30 protein-coding genes and 4 tRNA genes are annotated in these 16,331 nt (G+C 46.0%); all 34 read left to right on the top strand.

Going from position 1 to position 16,331, the window contains the following annotated elements:
• Nucleotides 1-34 precede the first annotated feature (34 nt).
• The 34 genes from ACIH2S_RS18730 to ACIH2S_RS18565 all read left to right on the top strand — a co-directional run bounded on the left by ACIH2S_RS18730 (nucleotide 35) and on the right by ACIH2S_RS18565 (nucleotide 16,303).
• A tRNA-Thr gene (locus ACIH2S_RS18730) sits at nucleotides 35-110 on the top strand.
• A gap of 15 nt (nucleotides 111-125) precedes the next feature.
• Nucleotides 126-210, top strand: a tRNA-Tyr gene (locus tag ACIH2S_RS18725).
• 71 nt (nucleotides 211-281) lie between these two features.
• Nucleotides 282-356, top strand: a tRNA-Gly gene (locus ACIH2S_RS18720).
• Between the two features lie 6 nt (nucleotides 357-362).
• Nucleotides 363-438, top strand: a tRNA-Thr gene (locus ACIH2S_RS18715).
• A gap of 123 nt (nucleotides 439-561) precedes the next feature.
• On the top strand, nucleotides 562-1,746 hold the full coding sequence (tuf, locus tag ACIH2S_RS18710) for an elongation factor Tu (protein WP_187128653.1): 1,185 nt from the start codon (nucleotides 562-564) through the stop codon (nucleotides 1,744-1,746).
• A gap of 176 nt (nucleotides 1,747-1,922) precedes the next feature.
• Nucleotides 1,923-2,123 carry a bacterioferritin-associated ferredoxin gene (gene bfd, locus ACIH2S_RS18705; protein ID WP_036955919.1) on the top strand — a complete coding sequence of 67 codons (201 nt, stop codon included), beginning with the start codon at nucleotides 1,923-1,925 and terminating at the stop codon, nucleotides 2,121-2,123.
• A 119-nt stretch (nucleotides 2,124-2,242) separates the two neighbouring features.
• Nucleotides 2,243-2,716, top strand: a complete 474-nt coding sequence (gene bfr, locus ACIH2S_RS18700; RefSeq protein ID WP_036955915.1) for a bacterioferritin — start codon at nucleotides 2,243-2,245, stop codon at nucleotides 2,714-2,716.
• 322 nt (nucleotides 2,717-3,038) lie between these two features.
• Complete coding sequence (gene rpsJ, locus ACIH2S_RS18695; RefSeq protein WP_001181005.1) at nucleotides 3,039-3,350, top strand: 30S ribosomal protein S10; 312 nt, start codon at nucleotides 3,039-3,041, stop codon at nucleotides 3,348-3,350.
• A 32-nt stretch (nucleotides 3,351-3,382) separates the two neighbouring features.
• Nucleotides 3,383-4,012 (top strand): 50S ribosomal protein L3, encoded by a 630-nt coding sequence (gene rplC, locus ACIH2S_RS18690; protein ID WP_036955911.1) that lies wholly within the window; start codon nucleotides 3,383-3,385, stop codon nucleotides 4,010-4,012.
• A 16-nt stretch (nucleotides 4,013-4,028) separates the two neighbouring features.
• Entirely contained in the window at nucleotides 4,029-4,634 is a 606-nt protein-coding gene (gene rplD / locus ACIH2S_RS18685; protein ID WP_036955909.1) for a 50S ribosomal protein L4, read from the top strand.
• The gene (gene rplW / locus ACIH2S_RS18680) at nucleotides 4,631-4,933 is read left to right on the top strand and encodes a 50S ribosomal protein L23 (protein ID WP_006657015.1); all 303 of its coding nucleotides are present in this window, start codon (nucleotides 4,631-4,633) and stop codon (nucleotides 4,931-4,933) included. The genes rplD and rplW overlap by 4 nt, the downstream gene beginning before the upstream one ends.
• Before the next feature lie 19 nt (nucleotides 4,934-4,952).
• The gene (gene rplB, locus ACIH2S_RS18675; protein ID WP_006657016.1) at nucleotides 4,953-5,777 is read left to right on the top strand and encodes a 50S ribosomal protein L2; all 825 of its coding nucleotides are present in this window, start codon (nucleotides 4,953-4,955) and stop codon (nucleotides 5,775-5,777) included.
• Nucleotides 5,778-5,791: 14 nt separating this feature from the next.
• Complete coding sequence (rpsS, locus tag ACIH2S_RS18670; RefSeq protein ID WP_004265426.1) at nucleotides 5,792-6,070, top strand: 30S ribosomal protein S19; 279 nt, start codon at nucleotides 5,792-5,794, stop codon at nucleotides 6,068-6,070.
• A gap of 15 nt (nucleotides 6,071-6,085) precedes the next feature.
• Entirely contained in the window at nucleotides 6,086-6,418 is a 333-nt protein-coding gene (gene rplV, locus ACIH2S_RS18665) for a 50S ribosomal protein L22 (protein WP_004265430.1), read from the top strand.
• 17 nt (nucleotides 6,419-6,435) lie between these two features.
• Nucleotides 6,436-7,137: a 30S ribosomal protein S3 gene (gene rpsC / locus ACIH2S_RS18660; protein ID WP_004907131.1), complete on the top strand. Its 702-nt coding sequence runs from the start codon at nucleotides 6,436-6,438 to the stop codon at nucleotides 7,135-7,137.
• An 11-nt stretch (nucleotides 7,138-7,148) separates the two neighbouring features.
• On the top strand, nucleotides 7,149-7,559 hold the full coding sequence (gene rplP, locus ACIH2S_RS18655) for a 50S ribosomal protein L16 (RefSeq protein ID WP_004926449.1): 411 nt from the start codon (nucleotides 7,149-7,151) through the stop codon (nucleotides 7,557-7,559).
• Nucleotides 7,559-7,750 (top strand): 50S ribosomal protein L29, encoded by a 192-nt coding sequence (gene rpmC / locus ACIH2S_RS18650; protein ID WP_006657017.1) that lies wholly within the window; start codon nucleotides 7,559-7,561, stop codon nucleotides 7,748-7,750. The genes rplP and rpmC overlap by 1 nt, the downstream gene beginning before the upstream one ends.
• Complete coding sequence (gene rpsQ, locus ACIH2S_RS18645; RefSeq protein ID WP_006657018.1) at nucleotides 7,750-8,004, top strand: 30S ribosomal protein S17; 255 nt, start codon at nucleotides 7,750-7,752, stop codon at nucleotides 8,002-8,004. Before rpmC ends, rpsQ begins: the two co-directional genes overlap by 1 nt.
• Nucleotides 8,005-8,180: 176 nt before the next feature.
• The gene (gene rplN, locus ACIH2S_RS18640; protein WP_004265449.1) at nucleotides 8,181-8,552 is read left to right on the top strand and encodes a 50S ribosomal protein L14; all 372 of its coding nucleotides are present in this window, start codon (nucleotides 8,181-8,183) and stop codon (nucleotides 8,550-8,552) included.
• A gap of 10 nt (nucleotides 8,553-8,562) precedes the next feature.
• Nucleotides 8,563-8,877 (top strand): 50S ribosomal protein L24, encoded by a 315-nt coding sequence (gene rplX, locus ACIH2S_RS18635; RefSeq protein ID WP_004265452.1) that lies wholly within the window; start codon nucleotides 8,563-8,565, stop codon nucleotides 8,875-8,877.
• A 15-nt stretch (nucleotides 8,878-8,892) separates the two neighbouring features.
• Nucleotides 8,893-9,432, top strand: a complete 540-nt coding sequence (gene rplE, locus ACIH2S_RS18630) for a 50S ribosomal protein L5 (RefSeq protein ID WP_006657019.1) — start codon at nucleotides 8,893-8,895, stop codon at nucleotides 9,430-9,432.
• A gap of 12 nt (nucleotides 9,433-9,444) precedes the next feature.
• Complete coding sequence (gene rpsN, locus ACIH2S_RS18625; protein ID WP_004265458.1) at nucleotides 9,445-9,750, top strand: 30S ribosomal protein S14; 306 nt, start codon at nucleotides 9,445-9,447, stop codon at nucleotides 9,748-9,750.
• Between the two features lie 34 nt (nucleotides 9,751-9,784).
• Nucleotides 9,785-10,177, top strand: coding sequence for a 30S ribosomal protein S8 (gene rpsH, locus ACIH2S_RS18620; RefSeq protein WP_004907134.1), 393 nt, complete (start codon nucleotides 9,785-9,787; stop codon nucleotides 10,175-10,177).
• Between the two features lie 14 nt (nucleotides 10,178-10,191).
• Complete coding sequence (gene rplF, locus ACIH2S_RS18615; RefSeq protein ID WP_006657020.1) at nucleotides 10,192-10,725, top strand: 50S ribosomal protein L6; 534 nt, start codon at nucleotides 10,192-10,194, stop codon at nucleotides 10,723-10,725.
• 9 nt (nucleotides 10,726-10,734) lie between these two features.
• Nucleotides 10,735-11,088, top strand: a complete 354-nt coding sequence (gene rplR / locus ACIH2S_RS18610) for a 50S ribosomal protein L18 (protein WP_006816326.1) — start codon at nucleotides 10,735-10,737, stop codon at nucleotides 11,086-11,088.
• 14 nt (nucleotides 11,089-11,102) lie between these two features.
• Nucleotides 11,103-11,603: a 30S ribosomal protein S5 gene (gene rpsE, locus ACIH2S_RS18605; RefSeq protein WP_006657022.1), complete on the top strand. Its 501-nt coding sequence runs from the start codon at nucleotides 11,103-11,105 to the stop codon at nucleotides 11,601-11,603.
• A 6-nt stretch (nucleotides 11,604-11,609) separates the two neighbouring features.
• Nucleotides 11,610-11,789: a 50S ribosomal protein L30 gene (rpmD, locus tag ACIH2S_RS18600; RefSeq protein WP_006657023.1), complete on the top strand. Its 180-nt coding sequence runs from the start codon at nucleotides 11,610-11,612 to the stop codon at nucleotides 11,787-11,789.
• Between the two features lie 3 nt (nucleotides 11,790-11,792).
• Nucleotides 11,793-12,227 (top strand): 50S ribosomal protein L15, encoded by a 435-nt coding sequence (gene rplO, locus ACIH2S_RS18595; protein WP_006657024.1) that lies wholly within the window; start codon nucleotides 11,793-11,795, stop codon nucleotides 12,225-12,227.
• A 7-nt stretch (nucleotides 12,228-12,234) separates the two neighbouring features.
• Nucleotides 12,235-13,560, top strand: coding sequence for a preprotein translocase subunit SecY (gene secY / locus ACIH2S_RS18590; protein ID WP_036955906.1), 1,326 nt, complete (start codon nucleotides 12,235-12,237; stop codon nucleotides 13,558-13,560).
• 45 nt (nucleotides 13,561-13,605) lie between these two features.
• Nucleotides 13,606-13,722, top strand: coding sequence for a 50S ribosomal protein L36 (gene rpmJ / locus ACIH2S_RS18585; protein WP_004265484.1), 117 nt, complete (start codon nucleotides 13,606-13,608; stop codon nucleotides 13,720-13,722).
• A gap of 145 nt (nucleotides 13,723-13,867) precedes the next feature.
• On the top strand, nucleotides 13,868-14,224 hold the full coding sequence (gene rpsM, locus ACIH2S_RS18580) for a 30S ribosomal protein S13 (protein WP_004907144.1): 357 nt from the start codon (nucleotides 13,868-13,870) through the stop codon (nucleotides 14,222-14,224).
• Nucleotides 14,225-14,240: 16 nt separating this feature from the next.
• Nucleotides 14,241-14,630 carry a 30S ribosomal protein S11 gene (gene rpsK, locus ACIH2S_RS18575; protein WP_004388621.1) on the top strand — a complete coding sequence of 130 codons (390 nt, stop codon included), beginning with the start codon at nucleotides 14,241-14,243 and terminating at the stop codon, nucleotides 14,628-14,630.
• 37 nt (nucleotides 14,631-14,667) lie between these two features.
• Complete coding sequence (rpsD, locus tag ACIH2S_RS18570) at nucleotides 14,668-15,288, top strand: 30S ribosomal protein S4 (RefSeq protein ID WP_004265487.1); 621 nt, start codon at nucleotides 14,668-14,670, stop codon at nucleotides 15,286-15,288.
• Nucleotides 15,289-15,313: 25 nt separating this feature from the next.
• Complete coding sequence (locus ACIH2S_RS18565; protein ID WP_036955903.1) at nucleotides 15,314-16,303, top strand: DNA-directed RNA polymerase subunit alpha; 990 nt, start codon at nucleotides 15,314-15,316, stop codon at nucleotides 16,301-16,303.
• Nucleotides 16,304-16,331: the final 28 nt, after the last annotated feature.

Below are 16,331 nucleotides of genomic sequence, written 5' to 3'. Positions count from 1 at the left end.
GCGCTCACTCTTCCTAGAATGCGCAGCACTTGATGCCGGCATAGCTCAGTTGGTAGAGCAACTGACTTGTAATCAGTAGGTCCCGAGTTCGACTCTTGGTGCCGGCACCATTAAAAATTTGGATAGGTGGGATACCCAAGCGGCCAAAGGGAGCAGACTGTAAATCTGCCGTCACAGACTTCGAAGGTTCGAATCCTTCTCCCACCACCATCTCCAATAAGCTTCTATAAGCTTTGCGGAAAACAGTTTAACAGCTGATAACTCAGGTAGCCGAGTTCATTGCGGGCATCGTATAATGGCTATTACCTCAGCCTTCCAAGCTGATGATGCGGGTTCGATTCCCGCTGCCCGCTCCAAGATGTGCTGATATAGCTCAGTTGGTAGAGCACACCCTTGGTAAGGGTGAGGTCGGCAGTTCGAATCTGCCTATCAGCACCACTTCCCCGATGTTCTCAATTATCTCCTGTTTTGTCTCCTGTAAAGAAAGAATACAAGCGAATTTAATCCTTGCTTGGTTGATGTGGTTTAACCACCGATTCCGTGTCTTAGAGGGACAATCTAATGTCTAAAGAAAAATTTGAACGTTCAAAACCGCACGTTAACGTTGGTACAATCGGCCACGTTGACCATGGTAAAACTACCCTGACAGCAGCAATCACTACTGTTCTGGCGAAAACTTACGGCGGTAACGCTCGTGCATTCGACCAAATCGATAACGCACCAGAAGAAAAAGCGCGTGGTATCACCATTTCTACTTCTCACGTAGAATACGATACTCCAACTCGCCACTACGCACACGTAGACTGCCCAGGTCACGCCGACTATGTTAAAAACATGATCACTGGTGCTGCGCAGATGGACGGTGCAATTCTGGTTGTTGCTGCGACTGATGGCCCAATGCCACAAACTCGTGAGCACATCCTGTTAGGTCGCCAAGTAGGTGTTCCTTACATCATCGTTTTCCTGAACAAATGTGACATGGTAGACGACGAAGAACTGTTAGAATTAGTTGAAATGGAAGTTCGTGAACTTCTGTCTCAATACGATTTCCCAGGCGACGACACTCCAGTTGTTCGCGGTTCAGCACTGAAAGCGCTGGAAGGCAACCCAGAGTGGGAAGCGAAAATTGTTGAATTAGCAGGCTACCTGGATTCTTACATCCCAGAACCAGAGCGTGCAATTGACAAGCCATTCCTGCTGCCAATCGAAGACGTATTCTCAATCTCTGGTCGTGGTACAGTAGTAACAGGCCGTGTTGAGCGTGGTATCATCAAAGTTGGTGAAGAAGTTGAAATCGTTGGTATCCAAGCAACGGCTAAGACGACTTGTACTGGCGTTGAAATGTTCCGTAAACTGCTGGACGAAGGTCGTGCGGGTGAGAACGTTGGTGTTCTGCTGCGTGGTACTAAGCGTGAAGAAATTCAACGTGGTCAAGTACTGGCTAAACCAGGTTCAATCAAGCCACACACTCAATTCGAATCAGAAGTTTATATTCTGAGCAAAGATGAAGGTGGTCGTCATACTCCATTCTTCAAAGGCTACCGTCCACAGTTCTACTTCCGTACAACTGACGTAACCGGTACTATCGAACTGCCAGAAGGCGTAGAGATGGTAATGCCAGGCGACAACATCAACATGATCGTGACTCTGATTCACCCAATCGCGATGGATGATGGTTTACGTTTCGCAATCCGTGAAGGTGGTCGTACTGTAGGTGCGGGTGTTGTTGCAAAGATCATTGCATAATACCGCTCTTTCTGAATAAGAAAGAACCACAGAAAAAGGGACGTCTTAGGACGTCCTTTTTGTTTTTATATAGCTCATTAATTTGTTTTATTTTCAAATATTGCAATTAATGATAATTGAAATGCCAATCATTTTCATTTAAACTTTATGTATGTAATTTGTGCAGGTAAATGATCATGTATGTATGCCTTTGTGAAGCAATCACTGATAAACAAATCAGGAACGTGGCGCGTAAATATCATGTCACCTCTTTGAAAGGGCTACGTCAGATTTTGCCAGTAGGGCGCGAATGCGGAAAATGTATCCGACAAACGCGCGAGATTCTGCAGGAAGAACTTCAGCATCTAGAAGAACAGTGTATTGAACACGTCGCATAACCCTTTCACATACCCCTTTATTGTTCAGTTAAAATTCGTCACGCAGATAACTGTGTAAATATTATTCTTATCATCAATTTCAGTACTACACTTATAGGACTGGAAGCGATGGAGGTAATATGAAAGGCGATAAAAAAATGATAGCCCACTTAAATAAATTACTGGGCAATGAACTTGTTGCAATTAATCAATATTTTCTACATGCCCGGATGTTTAAAAATTGGGGGCTAACTAAACTCAATGAAATGGAATATCACGAGTCGATTGATGAAATGAAACACGCGGATAAGTACATTGAGCGCATTTTATTTCTCGAAGGTATTCCGAATCTACAAGATCTAGGTAAGCTGAACATTGGTGAAGATGTCGAAGAGATGCTTGCTTCAGATTTGAAATTAGAACTCGATGGCGCCAAAAATTTAAAAGAAGCTATTAGCTATGCGGATTCAATCCATGATTATGTTAGCCGAGATTTAATGATAGAAATTCTTGCAGATGAAGAAAATCATATAGATTGGATTGAAACTCAGCTGGAATTGATCAAACGTTTAGGTATTCAAAACTATCTTCAAGCACAAGTTATCGAAGAATAGTTTTGTATGATTGGCGAAAACATAATTAGGCCCAGTAATGGGCCTTTTTTATATCTGCTAAATTTGCACATTAGAATATTCGCACATATTTTCCCCGATTGCTTGCGTTTCGCGATAAATTACGTATAATGCGCGGGCTTACTGATGAGTAAGCCCTAAATTTTAGGACTGAAATCTCAGTATTGAGTCAACGATTTGTTGCTCATTTAGACAATACTCCCGATATGGGGGTTACATCAAGAACGATTACACTCCCCTATCAATCGAAATGGGTGCGAGGAGTAATCATTTACGTTTATAAAATAGTTGGAGCTCTGGTCTCATGCAGAACCAAAGAATCCGTATCCGCCTGAAAGCTTTTGATCATCGTTTAATCGATCAATCAACTGCGGAAATCGTAGAGACTGCTAAGCGCACTGGTGCGCAAGTACGTGGTCCTATCCCGCTGCCGACACGTAAAGAGCGTTTTACCGTTCTGATCTCTCCGCACGTTAACAAAGACGCGCGTGATCAGTACGAAATTCGCACTCACAAACGTCTGGTTGACATCGTTGAGCCAACCGAGAAGACCGTTGATGCTCTGATGCGTCTGGATCTGGCTGCCGGCGTTGACGTGCAGATCAGCCTGGGTTAATCAGGTCGTCGAACGATTGAGAGGTTGAAACAATGATTGGTTTAGTCGGTAAGAAAGTGGGAATGACTCGTATCTTCACTGAAGATGGCGTATCTATCCCTGTAACTGTTATCGAAATTGAAAATAACCGCGTTACTCAGGTTAAAACTGCAGAAACTGACGGTTACAATGCAATTCAGGTTACTACTGGTAGCAAAAAAGCTAACCGTGTAACTAAGCCTGAAGCAGGTCATTTCGCTAAAGCTGGCGTTGAAGCTGGCCGCATTCTGCGTGAATTCCGTACTGAAGAGGGTACTGAATTTAACGTAGGTCAAAGCATTAGCGTTGAAATTTTCGCTGACGTTAAAAAAGTCGACGTTACTGGTACATCTAAAGGTAAAGGTTTTGCCGGCACAGTTAAGCGCTGGAATTTCCGTACTCAAGATGCTACTCACGGTAACTCCTTGTCTCACCGTGTTCCGGGTTCTATCGGTCAGAACCAGACTCCGGGCAAAGTGTTTAAAGGCAAGAAAATGGCAGGCCAACTGGGTAATGAACGTGTAACTGTTCAAAGCTTAGATGTAGTACGTGTTGACGCTGAGCGCAACCTGCTGCTGGTCAAAGGTGCTGTTCCAGGAGCAACTGGCAGCAACCTGATCGTAAAACCGGCTGTCAAGGCTTAACGTCGAGGAGATAGGAATGGAATTGGTAATGAAAGACGCGCAAAGCGCGCTGACTGTTTCCGAAACTACCTTCGGGCGTGATTTCAATGAAGCGCTTGTTCACCAAGTAGTTGTTGCGTATGCAGCTGGTGCTCGTCAAGGTACTCGTGCTCAGAAAACTCGTGCTGAAGTTTCTGGTTCTGGTAAAAAACCATGGCGTCAAAAAGGCACAGGCCGTGCACGTTCTGGTTCAATCAAGAGCCCAATCTGGCGCTCTGGTGGTGTTAGCTTCGCAGCTAAACCACAGGACCACAGTCAAAAAGTTAATAAGAAGATGTACCGCGGTGCTCTGAAAAGCATCCTGTCTGAATTGGTACGTCAAGATCGTCTGATCGTTGTCGAGCAGTTCTCTGTAGAAGCGCCTAAAACTAAGCTGCTGGCACAGAAACTGAAAGATATGGCTCTGCAAGATGTTCTGATCATCACTGCTGAATTAGATGAAAATCTGTTCTTAGCAGCACGTAACCTGTACAAGGTTGACGTTCGTGATGCAGCAGGTATCGACCCAGTTAGCCTGATTGCTTTCGACAAAGTGGTTATGACTGCTGATGCTGTGAAGCAAGTTGAGGAGATGCTGGCATGATCCGTGAAGAACGTCTGCTACAAGTACTGCGCGCGCCGCACGTATCTGAAAAAGCTTCTACAGCGATGGAAAAAAGCAATACCATCGTTCTCAAAGTTGCAAAAGACGCAACTAAAGCAGAAATCAAAGCTGCTGTACAGAAACTGTTTGAAGTTGAAGTTGAAGGTGTTAACACTTTGCTGGTTAAAGGCAAAACTAAACGCCACGGTCAGCGTTCTGGTCGTCGTAGTGACTGGAAAAAAGCTTACGTTACGCTGAAAGAAGGCCAGAATCTGGACTTCGTTAGCGGCGCAGAGTAAGTCGGAGGAGTAAAGAACAATGGCAGTTGTTAAATGTAAACCTACGTCTCCGGGCCGTCGCCACGTTGTTAAAGTGGTTAACCCTGAGCTGCATAAGGGTAAGCCTTATGCTCCGCTGTTAGAAAAAAACAGTAAATCCGGTGGTCGTAACAACAATGGCCGTATCACTACCCGTCATATTGGTGGTGGCCATAAGCAGCATTATCGTTTAGTTGACTTCAAACGCAACAAAGACGGTATCCCTGCAGTTGTTGAACGTTTGGAATATGATCCAAACCGTTCTGCGAACATTGCACTGGTACTATATAAAGACGGTGAACGTCGTTATATTCTTGCACCAAAAGGCCTGAAAGCTGGTGACCAGATTCAATCTGGCGTTGATTCAGCTATCAAAGCTGGTAACGCACTGCCAATGCGCAACATCCCTGTTGGTTCTACAGTTCATAACATCGAACTGAAACCAGGTAAAGGTGGTCAGTTAGCGCGTTCAGCAGGTACTTACGCTCAAATCGTTGCTCGTGATGGTGCTTATGTCACCCTGCGTCTGCGTTCTGGTGAAATGCGTAAAGTTTTAGCTGATTGCCGTGCAACCTTAGGTGAAGTTGGTAACGCTGAGCATATGTTACGAGTTCTCGGTAAAGCTGGTGCTAGCCGCTGGCGTGGTATTCGTCCTACCGTTCGCGGTACTGCGATGAACCCAGTTGACCATCCACATGGTGGTGGTGAAGGCCGTAACTTTGGTAAACACCCAGTAACACCATGGGGCGTTCAGACCAAAGGTAAGAAAACTCGTAGTAACAAGCGTACTGATCAATTCATCGTACGTCATCGTTCTAAAAAATAATTAGAGGATAAGCCATGCCACGTTCTCTCAAGAAAGGTCCTTTTATTGACCTGCACTTGCTGAAGAAGGTAGAGAAAGCGGTGGAAAGCGGAGACAAGAAGCCTCTCAAGACTTGGTCCCGTCGTTCAACGATCTTTCCTAATATGATCGGATTGACCATCGCTGTCCATAATGGTCGTCAGCATGTTCCAGTATTCGTAACCGACGAAATGGTTGGTCACAAACTGGGTGAATTCGCACCGACTCGCACTTATCGCGGCCACGCGGCAGATAAGAAAGCTAAGAAACGTTAAGGATAGGAGGAAGAGATGGAAACTTTAGCTATGCATCGCCACGCTCGTTCTTCTGCCCAGAAGGTTCGCTTAGTAGCCGACCTGATTCGCGGTAAGAAAGTGTCGCAAGCTCTGGAAATTCTGACCTACACCAACAAGAAAGCTGCTGGTTTAGTGAAGAAAGTACTGGAATCTGCTATTGCTAACGCAGAGCAAAACGATGGCGCTGACATTGATGACCTGAAAGTTGCGAAAATTTTCGTAGACGAAGGTCCAACTATGAAACGCATCATGCCGCGTGCGAAAGGCCGTGCAGATCGTATTCTTAAGCGCACCAGCCACATTACTGTGGTTGTGTCCGATCGCTGAGACTCTGGAGACTAGCAATGGGTCAGAAAGTACATCCTAATGGTATTCGCCTGGGTATTGTCAAACCTTGGAACTCTACTTGGTATGCGAATACTAATGAATTCGCTGACAACCTAGACAGCGACTTTAAAGTACGCCAGTACTTGAATAAAGAATTGGCAAAAGCGTCAATTTCACGCATCGTAATCGAGCGTCCTGCTAAAAGCATCCGTGTGACTATTCACACTGCTCGCCCAGGTATCGTTATCGGTAAGAAAGGTGAAGACGTTGAAAAACTGCGTAAAACAGTAGCGGATATCGCTGGTGTTCCTGCGCAAATCAATATCGCCGAAGTTCGTAAACCAGAACTGGACGCTAAATTAGTTGCTGACAGCATCTCTTCACAGCTGGAACGTCGTGTTATGTTCCGTCGTGCTATGAAGCGTGCAGTACAGAACGCAATGCGCCTGGGCGCTAAAGGTATCAAAGTTGAAGTCAGTGGCCGTTTAGGCGGTGCTGAAATCGCTCGTACCGAGTGGTATCGTGAAGGCCGTGTGCCACTGCACACATTACGTGCTGACATCGATTACAACACTTCAGAAGCGCACACCACTTATGGTGTTCTCGGCGTTAAGGTATGGATCTTCAAAGGTGAGATTCTGGGTGGTATGGCTGCAGTTGAACAAGCTGAGAAACCAGCTGCTCAACCTAAAAAGCAGCAGCGTAAAGGCCGCAAGTAAGGAGCGTCGCTATGTTACAACCAAAGCGTACAAAATTCCGTAAGGTGCACAAAGGCCGCAACCGTGGTCTGGCGCAAGGTACGGATGTTAGCTTCGGCACTTTCGGTCTTAAAGCTGTTGGCCGTGGTCGTCTGACTGCACGTCAGATCGAAGCGGCACGTCGTGCTATGACCCGTGCTGTTAAGCGTCAAGGTAAAATCTGGATTCGTGTATTCCCAGACAAGCCAATCACTGAAAAGCCACTCGAAGTTCGTATGGGTAAAGGTAAAGGTAACGTAGAATATTGGGTTGCCTTAATTCAGCCTGGTAAAGTCCTGTATGAAATGGACGGTGTGCCTGAAGAGCTGGCTCGTGAAGCATTCTCTCTGGCAGCAGCGAAACTGCCTATCAAAACCACCTTTGTAACTAAGACGGTGATGTAATGAAAGCACAAGAGCTGCGCGAAAAAAGCGTAGAAGAGCTGAACGCTGAACTTTTAAACCTGTTACGTGAGCAATTTAACTTACGTATGCAGGCTGCGAGTGGTCAGCTGCAACAGTCTCATCTAATGAAACAAGTGCGTCGTGATATCGCACGCGTGAAGACTTTACTGACTGAGAAGGCAGGTGCGTAATGAACGATAAAATCCGTACTCTGCAAGGTCGTGTAGTTAGTGACAAAATGGAGAAATCTATTGTTGTTGCTATCGAGCGTATGGTGAAACACCCTCTGTATGGTAAATTCATCCGTCGTACGACTAAATTGCACGTACATGACGAGAACAATGAATGTGGAATTGGTGACGTGGTAGAAATCCGCGAAACTCGTCCACTGTCTAAGACTAAGTCTTGGGCCTTAGTTCGCGTTGTAGAAAAAGCTGTTCTGTAATAGAATAGATTTTTCGTGATGAATAAACGGCTCTTTTTGATCGAGCCGTTTATTTTTTCCTGTCCAACACGAAGATGTGGTGTTATAATGCCGCGCCCTCGTAGTATGGGTATATTTGAACGGCCTCTTCATAATGAGGTGGCTCAGTAGTAGTTGACATTTAGCGGAGCACTAAAATGATCCAAGAACAGACTATGCTGAACGTGGCCGACAACTCCGGTGCACGTCGCGTAATGTGTATCAAGGTTCTAGGTGGCTCGCACCGTCGCTATGCACATGTAGGCGACATCATTAAAATTACTGTTAAGGAAGCAATTCCACGCGGTAAAGTTAAAAAGGGTGATGTCCTGAAAGCGGTAGTGGTGCGCACCAAGAAGGGTGTACGTCGCCCTGACGGTTCTGTCATTCGCTTCGATGGTAATGCTTGTGTGTTATTAAACAATAACAGTGAGCAAGTAATCGGTACGCGTATTTTTGGGCCGGTAACTCGTGAACTTCGTAATGAGAAGTTTATGAAAATTATCTCTCTGGCACCTGAAGTACTCTAAGGAGCGAACTATGGCAGCGAAAATCCGTCGTGATGACGAAGTTATCGTGCTAACTGGGAAAGACAAAGGTAAGCGCGGTAAAGTAAAGCAGGTTATTTCTTCTAGTAAAGTTATCGTTGAAGGTATCAATCTGGTTAAAAAACATCAGAAGCCAGTTCCGGCTCTGAACCAACCAGGTGGCATCGTTGAAAAAGAAGCGGCTATTCAAGTTTCTAACGTTGCAATCTTTAACGCGGCAACTGGCAAGGCTGACCGTGTAGGCTTTAGATTCGAAGACGGCAAAAAAGTCCGTTTCTTCAAATCTAACAGTGAAACTATCAAGTAATTTTTGGAGTATACGATGGCGAAACTGCATGATTACTATAAAGACGAAGTAGTTAATAAACTCATGACTGAGTTTAACTACACTTCTGTCATGCAAGTCCCTCGGGTCGAGAAGATCACCCTGAATATGGGTGTTGGTGAAGCGATCGCTGATAAAAAACTGCTGGATAACGCAGCAGCTGACTTAACAGCAATCTCTGGTCAAAAACCATTGATCACCAAAGCACGCAAATCTGTTGCAGGCTTCAAAATCCGTCAGGGCTATCCAATCGGCTGTAAAGTAACTCTGCGTGGCGAACGCATGTGGGAGTTCCTTGAGCGTCTGATTTCTATTGCTGTACCACGTATTCGTGACTTCCGTGGCTTGTCCGCTAAGTCTTTCGATGGTCGCGGTAACTACAGCATGGGTGTACGTGAACAAATCATCTTCCCTGAAATCGATTACGATAAAGTGGATCGTGTACGTGGTTTAGATATTACTATCACCACTACTGCGAAATCTGATGATGAAGGTCGCGCACTGTTAGCAGCGTTCAACTTCCCGTTCCGCAAGTAAGGCAGGTTACTCATGGCTAAGAAATCTATGAAAGCGCGTGATGTTAAGCGTGCTAAATTAGCTGAGAAATTCTTCGCAAAACGCGTAGAACTGAAAGCTATCATCTCTGATGTTAAAGCATCTGATGAAGATCGCTGGGACGCTGTTCTCAAGCTGCAAACACTGCCACGTGATTCAAGTCCTTCTCGTCAGCGTAACCGCTGCCGTCAAACTGGGCGTCCGCATGGTTTCCTGCGGAAATTTGGTCTGAGCCGTATTAAAGTCCGTGAAGCCGCTATGCGCGGTGAAATCCCGGGCCTTAAAAAGGCTAGTTGGTAATTGTCACCATATTGAATCACGGGAGTAAAGACAGATGAGCATGCAAGATCCCATCGCGGATATGCTGACCCGTATCCGTAACGGTCAGGCCGCGAATAAAGTTGCGGTCACCATGCCTTCCTCCAAGCTGAAAGTGGCGATTGCCAAAGTGCTGAAGGAAGAAGGTTATATTGAAGATTTTAAAATTGAAGGCGACATCAAGCCAGAATTGGAACTGACTTTACGTTATTTCCAAGGTAAGGCTGTCGTAGAAAGCATCCAGCGTGTAAGCCGCCCAAGTCTGCGCATCTATAAGAAAAAAGATGAGCTGCCACAAGTTATGGCTGGCTTAGGTATCGCTGTTGTTTCTACCTCTAAAGGTGTCATGACTGATCGTGCAGCTCGCCAAGCTGGTCTTGGTGGCGAGATTCTCTGCTACGTAGCTTAATTCGGGAGGAAAGAATGTCTCGTGTGGCAAAAGCACCCGTCGTCATTCCTGCCGGCGTAGAGGTAAAACTCAACGGTCAGGTTATTTCGATCAAGGGTAAAAACGGCGAGCTTACTCGTACTATCCATAATGCAGTTGAAGTTAAACATGAAGATGGCCACTTAACTTTCGCTCCGCGCGAAGGTTTTGCTGATGCATGGGCACAAGCGGGTACTTCTCGCTCACTGCTGAATGCAATGGTTATCGGTGTTACCGAAGGCTTCACCAAAAAACTTCAACTGGTCGGTGTTGGTTACCGTGCAGCAATCAAAGGCAACGCAGTAAGCTTGTCTTTAGGTTTCTCGCATCCGGTTGAACACGCACTGCCAGCAGGCATTACTGCTGAATGTCCAACACAAACTGAAATCGTACTGAAAGGTGCGGATAAGCAAGTGATTGGTCAAGTTGCAGCAGAACTGCGTGCTTACCGTCGTCCTGAGCCTTATAAAGGCAAAGGTGTTCGTTACGCCGATGAAATCGTGCGTACTAAAGAGGCTAAGAAGAAGTAAGGTAACACTATGGATAAGAAAGCAGCTCGTATCCGTCGTGCGACCCGCGCACGCCGCAAGATCCAAGAGTTGGGTGCGACTCGCCTGGTGGTACATCGTACTCCACGCCATATTTATGCGCAGGTTATTGCACCTAACGGTTCTGAAACATTGGTTGCCGCTTCTACTACAGAAAAAGCTATCAATGAGCAAGTGAAATTCACTGGAAACAAAGATGCAGCAGCAGCAGTTGGTAAATTAATTGCTGAGCGTGCACTGGAAAAAGGCATCACTGTTGTTGCTTTTGACCGTTCTGGTTTCCAATATCATGGTAGAGTCCAGGCACTGGCAGATGCTGCCCGTGAAGCTGGCCTTCAGTTCTAAGGTAGAGGTGTAAGATGTCTCACATCGAAAAACAAGCTGGCGAACTGCAGGAAAAGCTGATCGCGGTAAACCGCGTAGCTAAAACCGTTAAAGGTGGCCGTATTTTCAGCTTTACCGCACTGACTGTAGTTGGTGATGGTAACGGTCGCGTTGGTTTTGGTTACGGCAAAGCGCGCGAAGTTCCGGCAGCAATCCAGAAAGCGATGGAAAAAGCCCGTCGCAGTATGAAAACCGTTGCTCTAAACAACGGCACATTATTCCACCCAGTGAAAGGTACACACACCGGTTCTCGCGTGTTTATGCAACCTGCTCACGAAGGTACCGGTATTATTGCCGGTGGTGCAATGCGTGCTGTTTTAGAGGTAGCTGGAGTTCGCAACGTACTGGCTAAAACCTATGGTTCCACTAACCCAATCAACGTGGTTCGTGCAACACTGGATGCTTTAGACAGCATGAAGTCTCCAGAAATGGTCGCAGCTAAGCGTGGAAAATCCGTCGAAGAAATTCTGGGGTAATCAGCCATGGCTAAGACTATTAAAATTACACAAGTTCGCAGTTCAATCGGTCGTCTGCCGAAACACAAGGCAACACTGGTCGGTTTAGGTCTGCGTCGCATTGGTCATACAGTAGAGCGCGAGGATACTCCTGCTGTTCGTGGTATGATCAACTTGGTTTCCTACATGGTTAAAGTTGAGGAGTAAGAGATGCGTTTAAATACTCTGTCTCCGGCTGAAGGTGCCAAGCACGCGCCTAAACGCGTAGGTCGTGGTATCGGTTCTGGTCTGGGTAAAACCGGCGGTCGTGGTCACAAAGGTCAGAAGTCTCGTTCTGGCGGTGGCGTACGTCGTGGTTTCGAAGGTGGCCAGATGCCTTTATACCGTCGTTTACCGAAATTCGGTTTCACTTCACGTAAAGCAATGATCACTGCGGAAATCCGTCTGTCTGATTTTGCTTCTGTTGAAGGCGATGTTATTGATCTGAACGCACTGAAAGCCGCGAACGTTATTGACATCCAGATTGAATACGCAAAAGTTATTCTGTCTGGCGAAGTGAATCGTGCAGTTACTGTACGTGGCCTTCGTGTTACTAAAGGTGCTCGCGCTGCAATCGAAGCTGCCGGCGGTAAAATTGAGGAATAAGTGACAGATGGCTAAACAACCAGGATTAGATTTCCAAAGTGCCAAAGGTGGAGCTGGCGAACTAAAACGCAGACTTTTGTTTGTTATTGGGGCGCTAATTGTTTTCCGAATTGGTTCTTTTATTCCAATCCCTGGTATTGATGCCACTGTGCTTGCCAAATTGCTCGAACAGCAACAAGGCACCATCATTGAAATGTTTAACATGTTCTCTGGTGGTGCTCTTAGCCGTGCTTCTATCTTTGCTCTGGGTATCATGCCGTATATTTCGGCATCGATCATTGTCCAGTTATTATCTGTGGTTAACCCACGATTAGCAGAGATCAAGAAGGAAGGAGAAGCAGGTCGTCGGAAGATAAGCCAATATACTCGCTGGGGTACTCTGGTATTAGCAATATTCCAATCTATTGGTATTGCAATGGGTCTACCGAATATGCCAGGGATGCAGGGATTAGTTCTTGATCCAGGCCTCCCATTCTACTTCACGGCAGTTGTTAGCTTAGTCACAGGAACTATGTTCCTTATGTGGTTAGGTGAGCAGATAACTGAAAGAGGTATCGGTAACGGTATTTCAATTATTATCTTCGCTGGTATCGTTGCGGGTCTCCCGCCGGCTATTGGCCATACCATCGAGCAAGCTCGGCAAGGCGATCTGCACTTCCTCCTGTTGCTGTTGGTTGCGGTATTAGTATTCGCGGTAACTTTCTTTGTAGTGTTTATGGAACGTGGTCAACGTCGTATCGTCGTAAACTACGCTAAACGCCAACAAGGACGCCGTGTCTACGCTGCACAAAGTACACATTTACCGTTAAAAGTGAATATGGCGGGTGTAATTCCTGCAATTTTTGCTTCCAGTATCATACTATTCCCGGGTACAATAGCGTCTTGGTTTGGTGATGGAACTGGCTGGGACTGGCTGACTACAGTATCTATGTACTTACAGCCTGGACAACCGTTATATGTGTTGCTTTATGCCTCTGCGATCATCTTCTTCTGTTTCTTCTATACTGCGTTGGTTTTCAACCCAAGAGAAACAGCAGATAACCTGAAGAAGTCCGGTGCATTTGTACCAGGAATTCGTCCGGGAGAGCAAACGGCCAAGTACATCGATAAGGTAATGACACGATTAACATTAATCGGTGCTCTTTATATTACCTTTATCTGCCTAATCCCGGAGTTCATGCGTGACGCAATGAAAGTACCTTTTTACTTTGGTGGTACTTCCCTCTTAATCGTGGTTGTCGTTATCATGGACTTTATGGCTCAAGTGCAAACTCTGATGATGTCAAGTCAGTATGAGTCTGCATTGAAGAAAGCAAATCTAAAAGGTAAATAATCACGCGAGTGATTATGGTTTGCTTAGAAGTTACGGAGAGTAAAAATGAAAGTTCGTGCTTCCGTCAAGAAATTATGCCGTAACTGCAAAATTATCCGTCGCAATGGTAGCGTTCGTGTGATTTGCAGTGTTGAGCCAAGACATAAACAACGTCAAGGCTAAGAAAAAGCATTTTTTTCTTGCAAAGTTGGGTTGAGCTGGCTAAATTAGCCAGCCAATCTTTTTTATCTAAGATACATTATTGTTTGAGTATCCTGAAAACGGGCTTTTCAGCACAGTAATGTATATTTTAACTTAGGAGTGCATAGTGGCCCGTATAGCAGGCATTAACATTCCTGATCATAAACATACCGTAATCGCTTTAACATCGATTTTCGGCATCGGCAAAACTCGTTCACAGGCTATCTGTGAAGCAACTGGTATTGCTGAAAATGTTAAGATCAGTGAGCTGTCTGAAGAACAAATCGACAAGCTGCGTGACGAAGTTGCTAAATACGTTGTAGAAGGTGACTTACGCCGTGAAATTACCCTGAGCATCAAGCGTCTGATGGACCTTGGATGTTACCGTGGTTTACGTCATCGTCGTGGTCTTCCTGTGCGCGGACAGCGTACTAAGACTAACGCTCGTACCCGCAAGGGTCCGCGTAAGCCGATCAAGAAATAAGTCGGGGTATTGAATAATGGCAAAGGCACCAGTTCGTGCACGTAAGCGTGTAAGAAAACAAGTCTCAGACGGTGTGGCTCATATCCATGCTTCTTTCAACAACACAATCGTTACCATTACTGACCGTCAGGGTAACGCATTAGGTTGGGCAACTGCCGGTGGTTCCGGTTTCCGTGGTTCTCGCAAATCCACTCCGTTCGCAGCTCAAGTTGCGGCAGAGCGTTGCGCAGAAGCTGTGAAAGAATACGGAATCAAAAACCTGGAAGTTATGGTTAAGGGACCGGGTCCGGGTCGCGAATCAACAATTCGTGCTCTGAACGCCGCTGGTTTCCGCATCACTAATATTACTGATGTGACTCCTATCCCTCATAACGGTTGTCGCCCACCGAAAAAACGTCGCGTTTAATACGTTTCGTTTTTTTTAGGACTGTTGGAGAAAGAAAATGGCTAGATATTTGGGTCCTAAGCTCAAGCTGAGCCGTCGCGAAGGAACAGACCTCTTCCTGAAGTCTGGTGTTCGCGCGATTGACACCAAGTGTAAATTAGAACAGGCACCTGGCCAGCACGGTGCGCGTAAACCGCGTCTGTCTGACTATGGTGTTCAGTTACGTGAAAAACAAAAAGTTCGTCGTATTTACGGTGTTCTGGAACGTCAATTCCGTAACTATTATAAAGAAGCAACTCGCCTGAAAGGCAACACAGGTGAAAACCTGCTGACCCTGCTGGAAGGTCGTTTAGATAACGTCGTTTATCGTATGGGCTTTGGCGCAACTCGCGCAGAAGCACGTCAAATGGTTAGCCACAAAGCTATCATGGTAAATGGTCGTGTAGTTAATATCGCTTCTTATCAGGTTTCCCCGAATGACGTTATCAGCGTTCGTGAGAAAGCTAAAAAACAGTCTCGTATCAAGGCTGCTTTAGAGCTGGCTGAACAGCGTGAGAAGCCAACTTGGCTGGAAGTTGATGCTGCTAAAATGGAAGGTGTGTTCAAGCGTATTCCTGAACGTACTGACTTGTCTGCGGACATTAACGAACACCTGATCGTCGAGCTTTACTCCAAGTAAAGCTTAGCACCAAAGAGAGGACACAATGCAGGGTTCTGTGACAGAGTTTCTAAAACCGCGCCTGGTAGATATCGAGCAAGTGAGTTCGACGCACGCTAAGGTGACCCTTGAGCCTTTAGAGCGCGGCTTTGGCCACACTCTAGGTAACGCACTGCGCCGTATTCTGCTTTCGTCTATGCCGGGTTGTGCGGTGACAGAGGTTGAGATTGATGGTGTACTGCATGAGTACAGCACCAAAGAAGGTGTACAGGAAGATATCCTGGAGATTCTCCTCAACCTGAAAGGGCTGGCGGTAAAAGTTCAGGGGAAAGATGAAGTTATTTTAACCTTGAATAAATCTGGCATTGGCCCTGTGACTGCAGCCGACATCATCCATGATGGTGATGTCGAAATCGTCAAGCCACAGCATGTGATCTGCCACCTCACTGACGAAAGCGCATCTGTAAATATGCGTATTAAAGTTCAGCGTGGTCGTGGTTATGTGCCGGCTTCTGCCCGAGTTCATTCGGAAGAAGATGAGCGCCCAATCGGTCGTCTGTTAGTCGATGCTTGCTATAGCCCTGTAGAGCGTATTGCCTACAATGTTGAAGCAGCTCGTGTTGAGCAGCGTACTGACTTGGATAAGTTAGTAATCGAAATGGAAACTAATGGTACAATCGATCCTGAAGAGGCGATTCGCCGTGCAGCTACCATCCTGGCTGAACAACTTGAAGCTTTTGTTGACCTACGTGATGTACGTCAGCCAGAAGTTAAAGAAGAGAAACCAGAATTCGATCCTATCTTACTGCGCCCAGTTGACGATCTGGAATTGACTGTCCGCTCTGCTAACTGCCTCAAAGCAGAAGCTATCCACTACATCGGTGATCTGGTACAGCGTACAGAAGTTGAGTTGCTCAAAACTCCGAACCTCGGTAAGAAATCTCTTACTGAAATTAAGGACGTCTTGGCATCTCGTGGTCTTTCTCTGGGCATGCGCTTAGAAAATTGGCCACCAGCAAGTATTGCTGATGATTAGGATCACAGGTTAAGGTTTTACTGAGAAG

The organism is Providencia lanzhouensis, assembly GCF_050469745.1.
Taxonomy (GTDB): Bacteria; Pseudomonadota; Gammaproteobacteria; order Enterobacterales; family Enterobacteriaceae; genus Providencia; species Providencia lanzhouensis.
The sequence above is the reverse complement of the archived record's forward strand: the minus strand, read 5'-3'. Positions and strand labels throughout refer to the sequence as shown.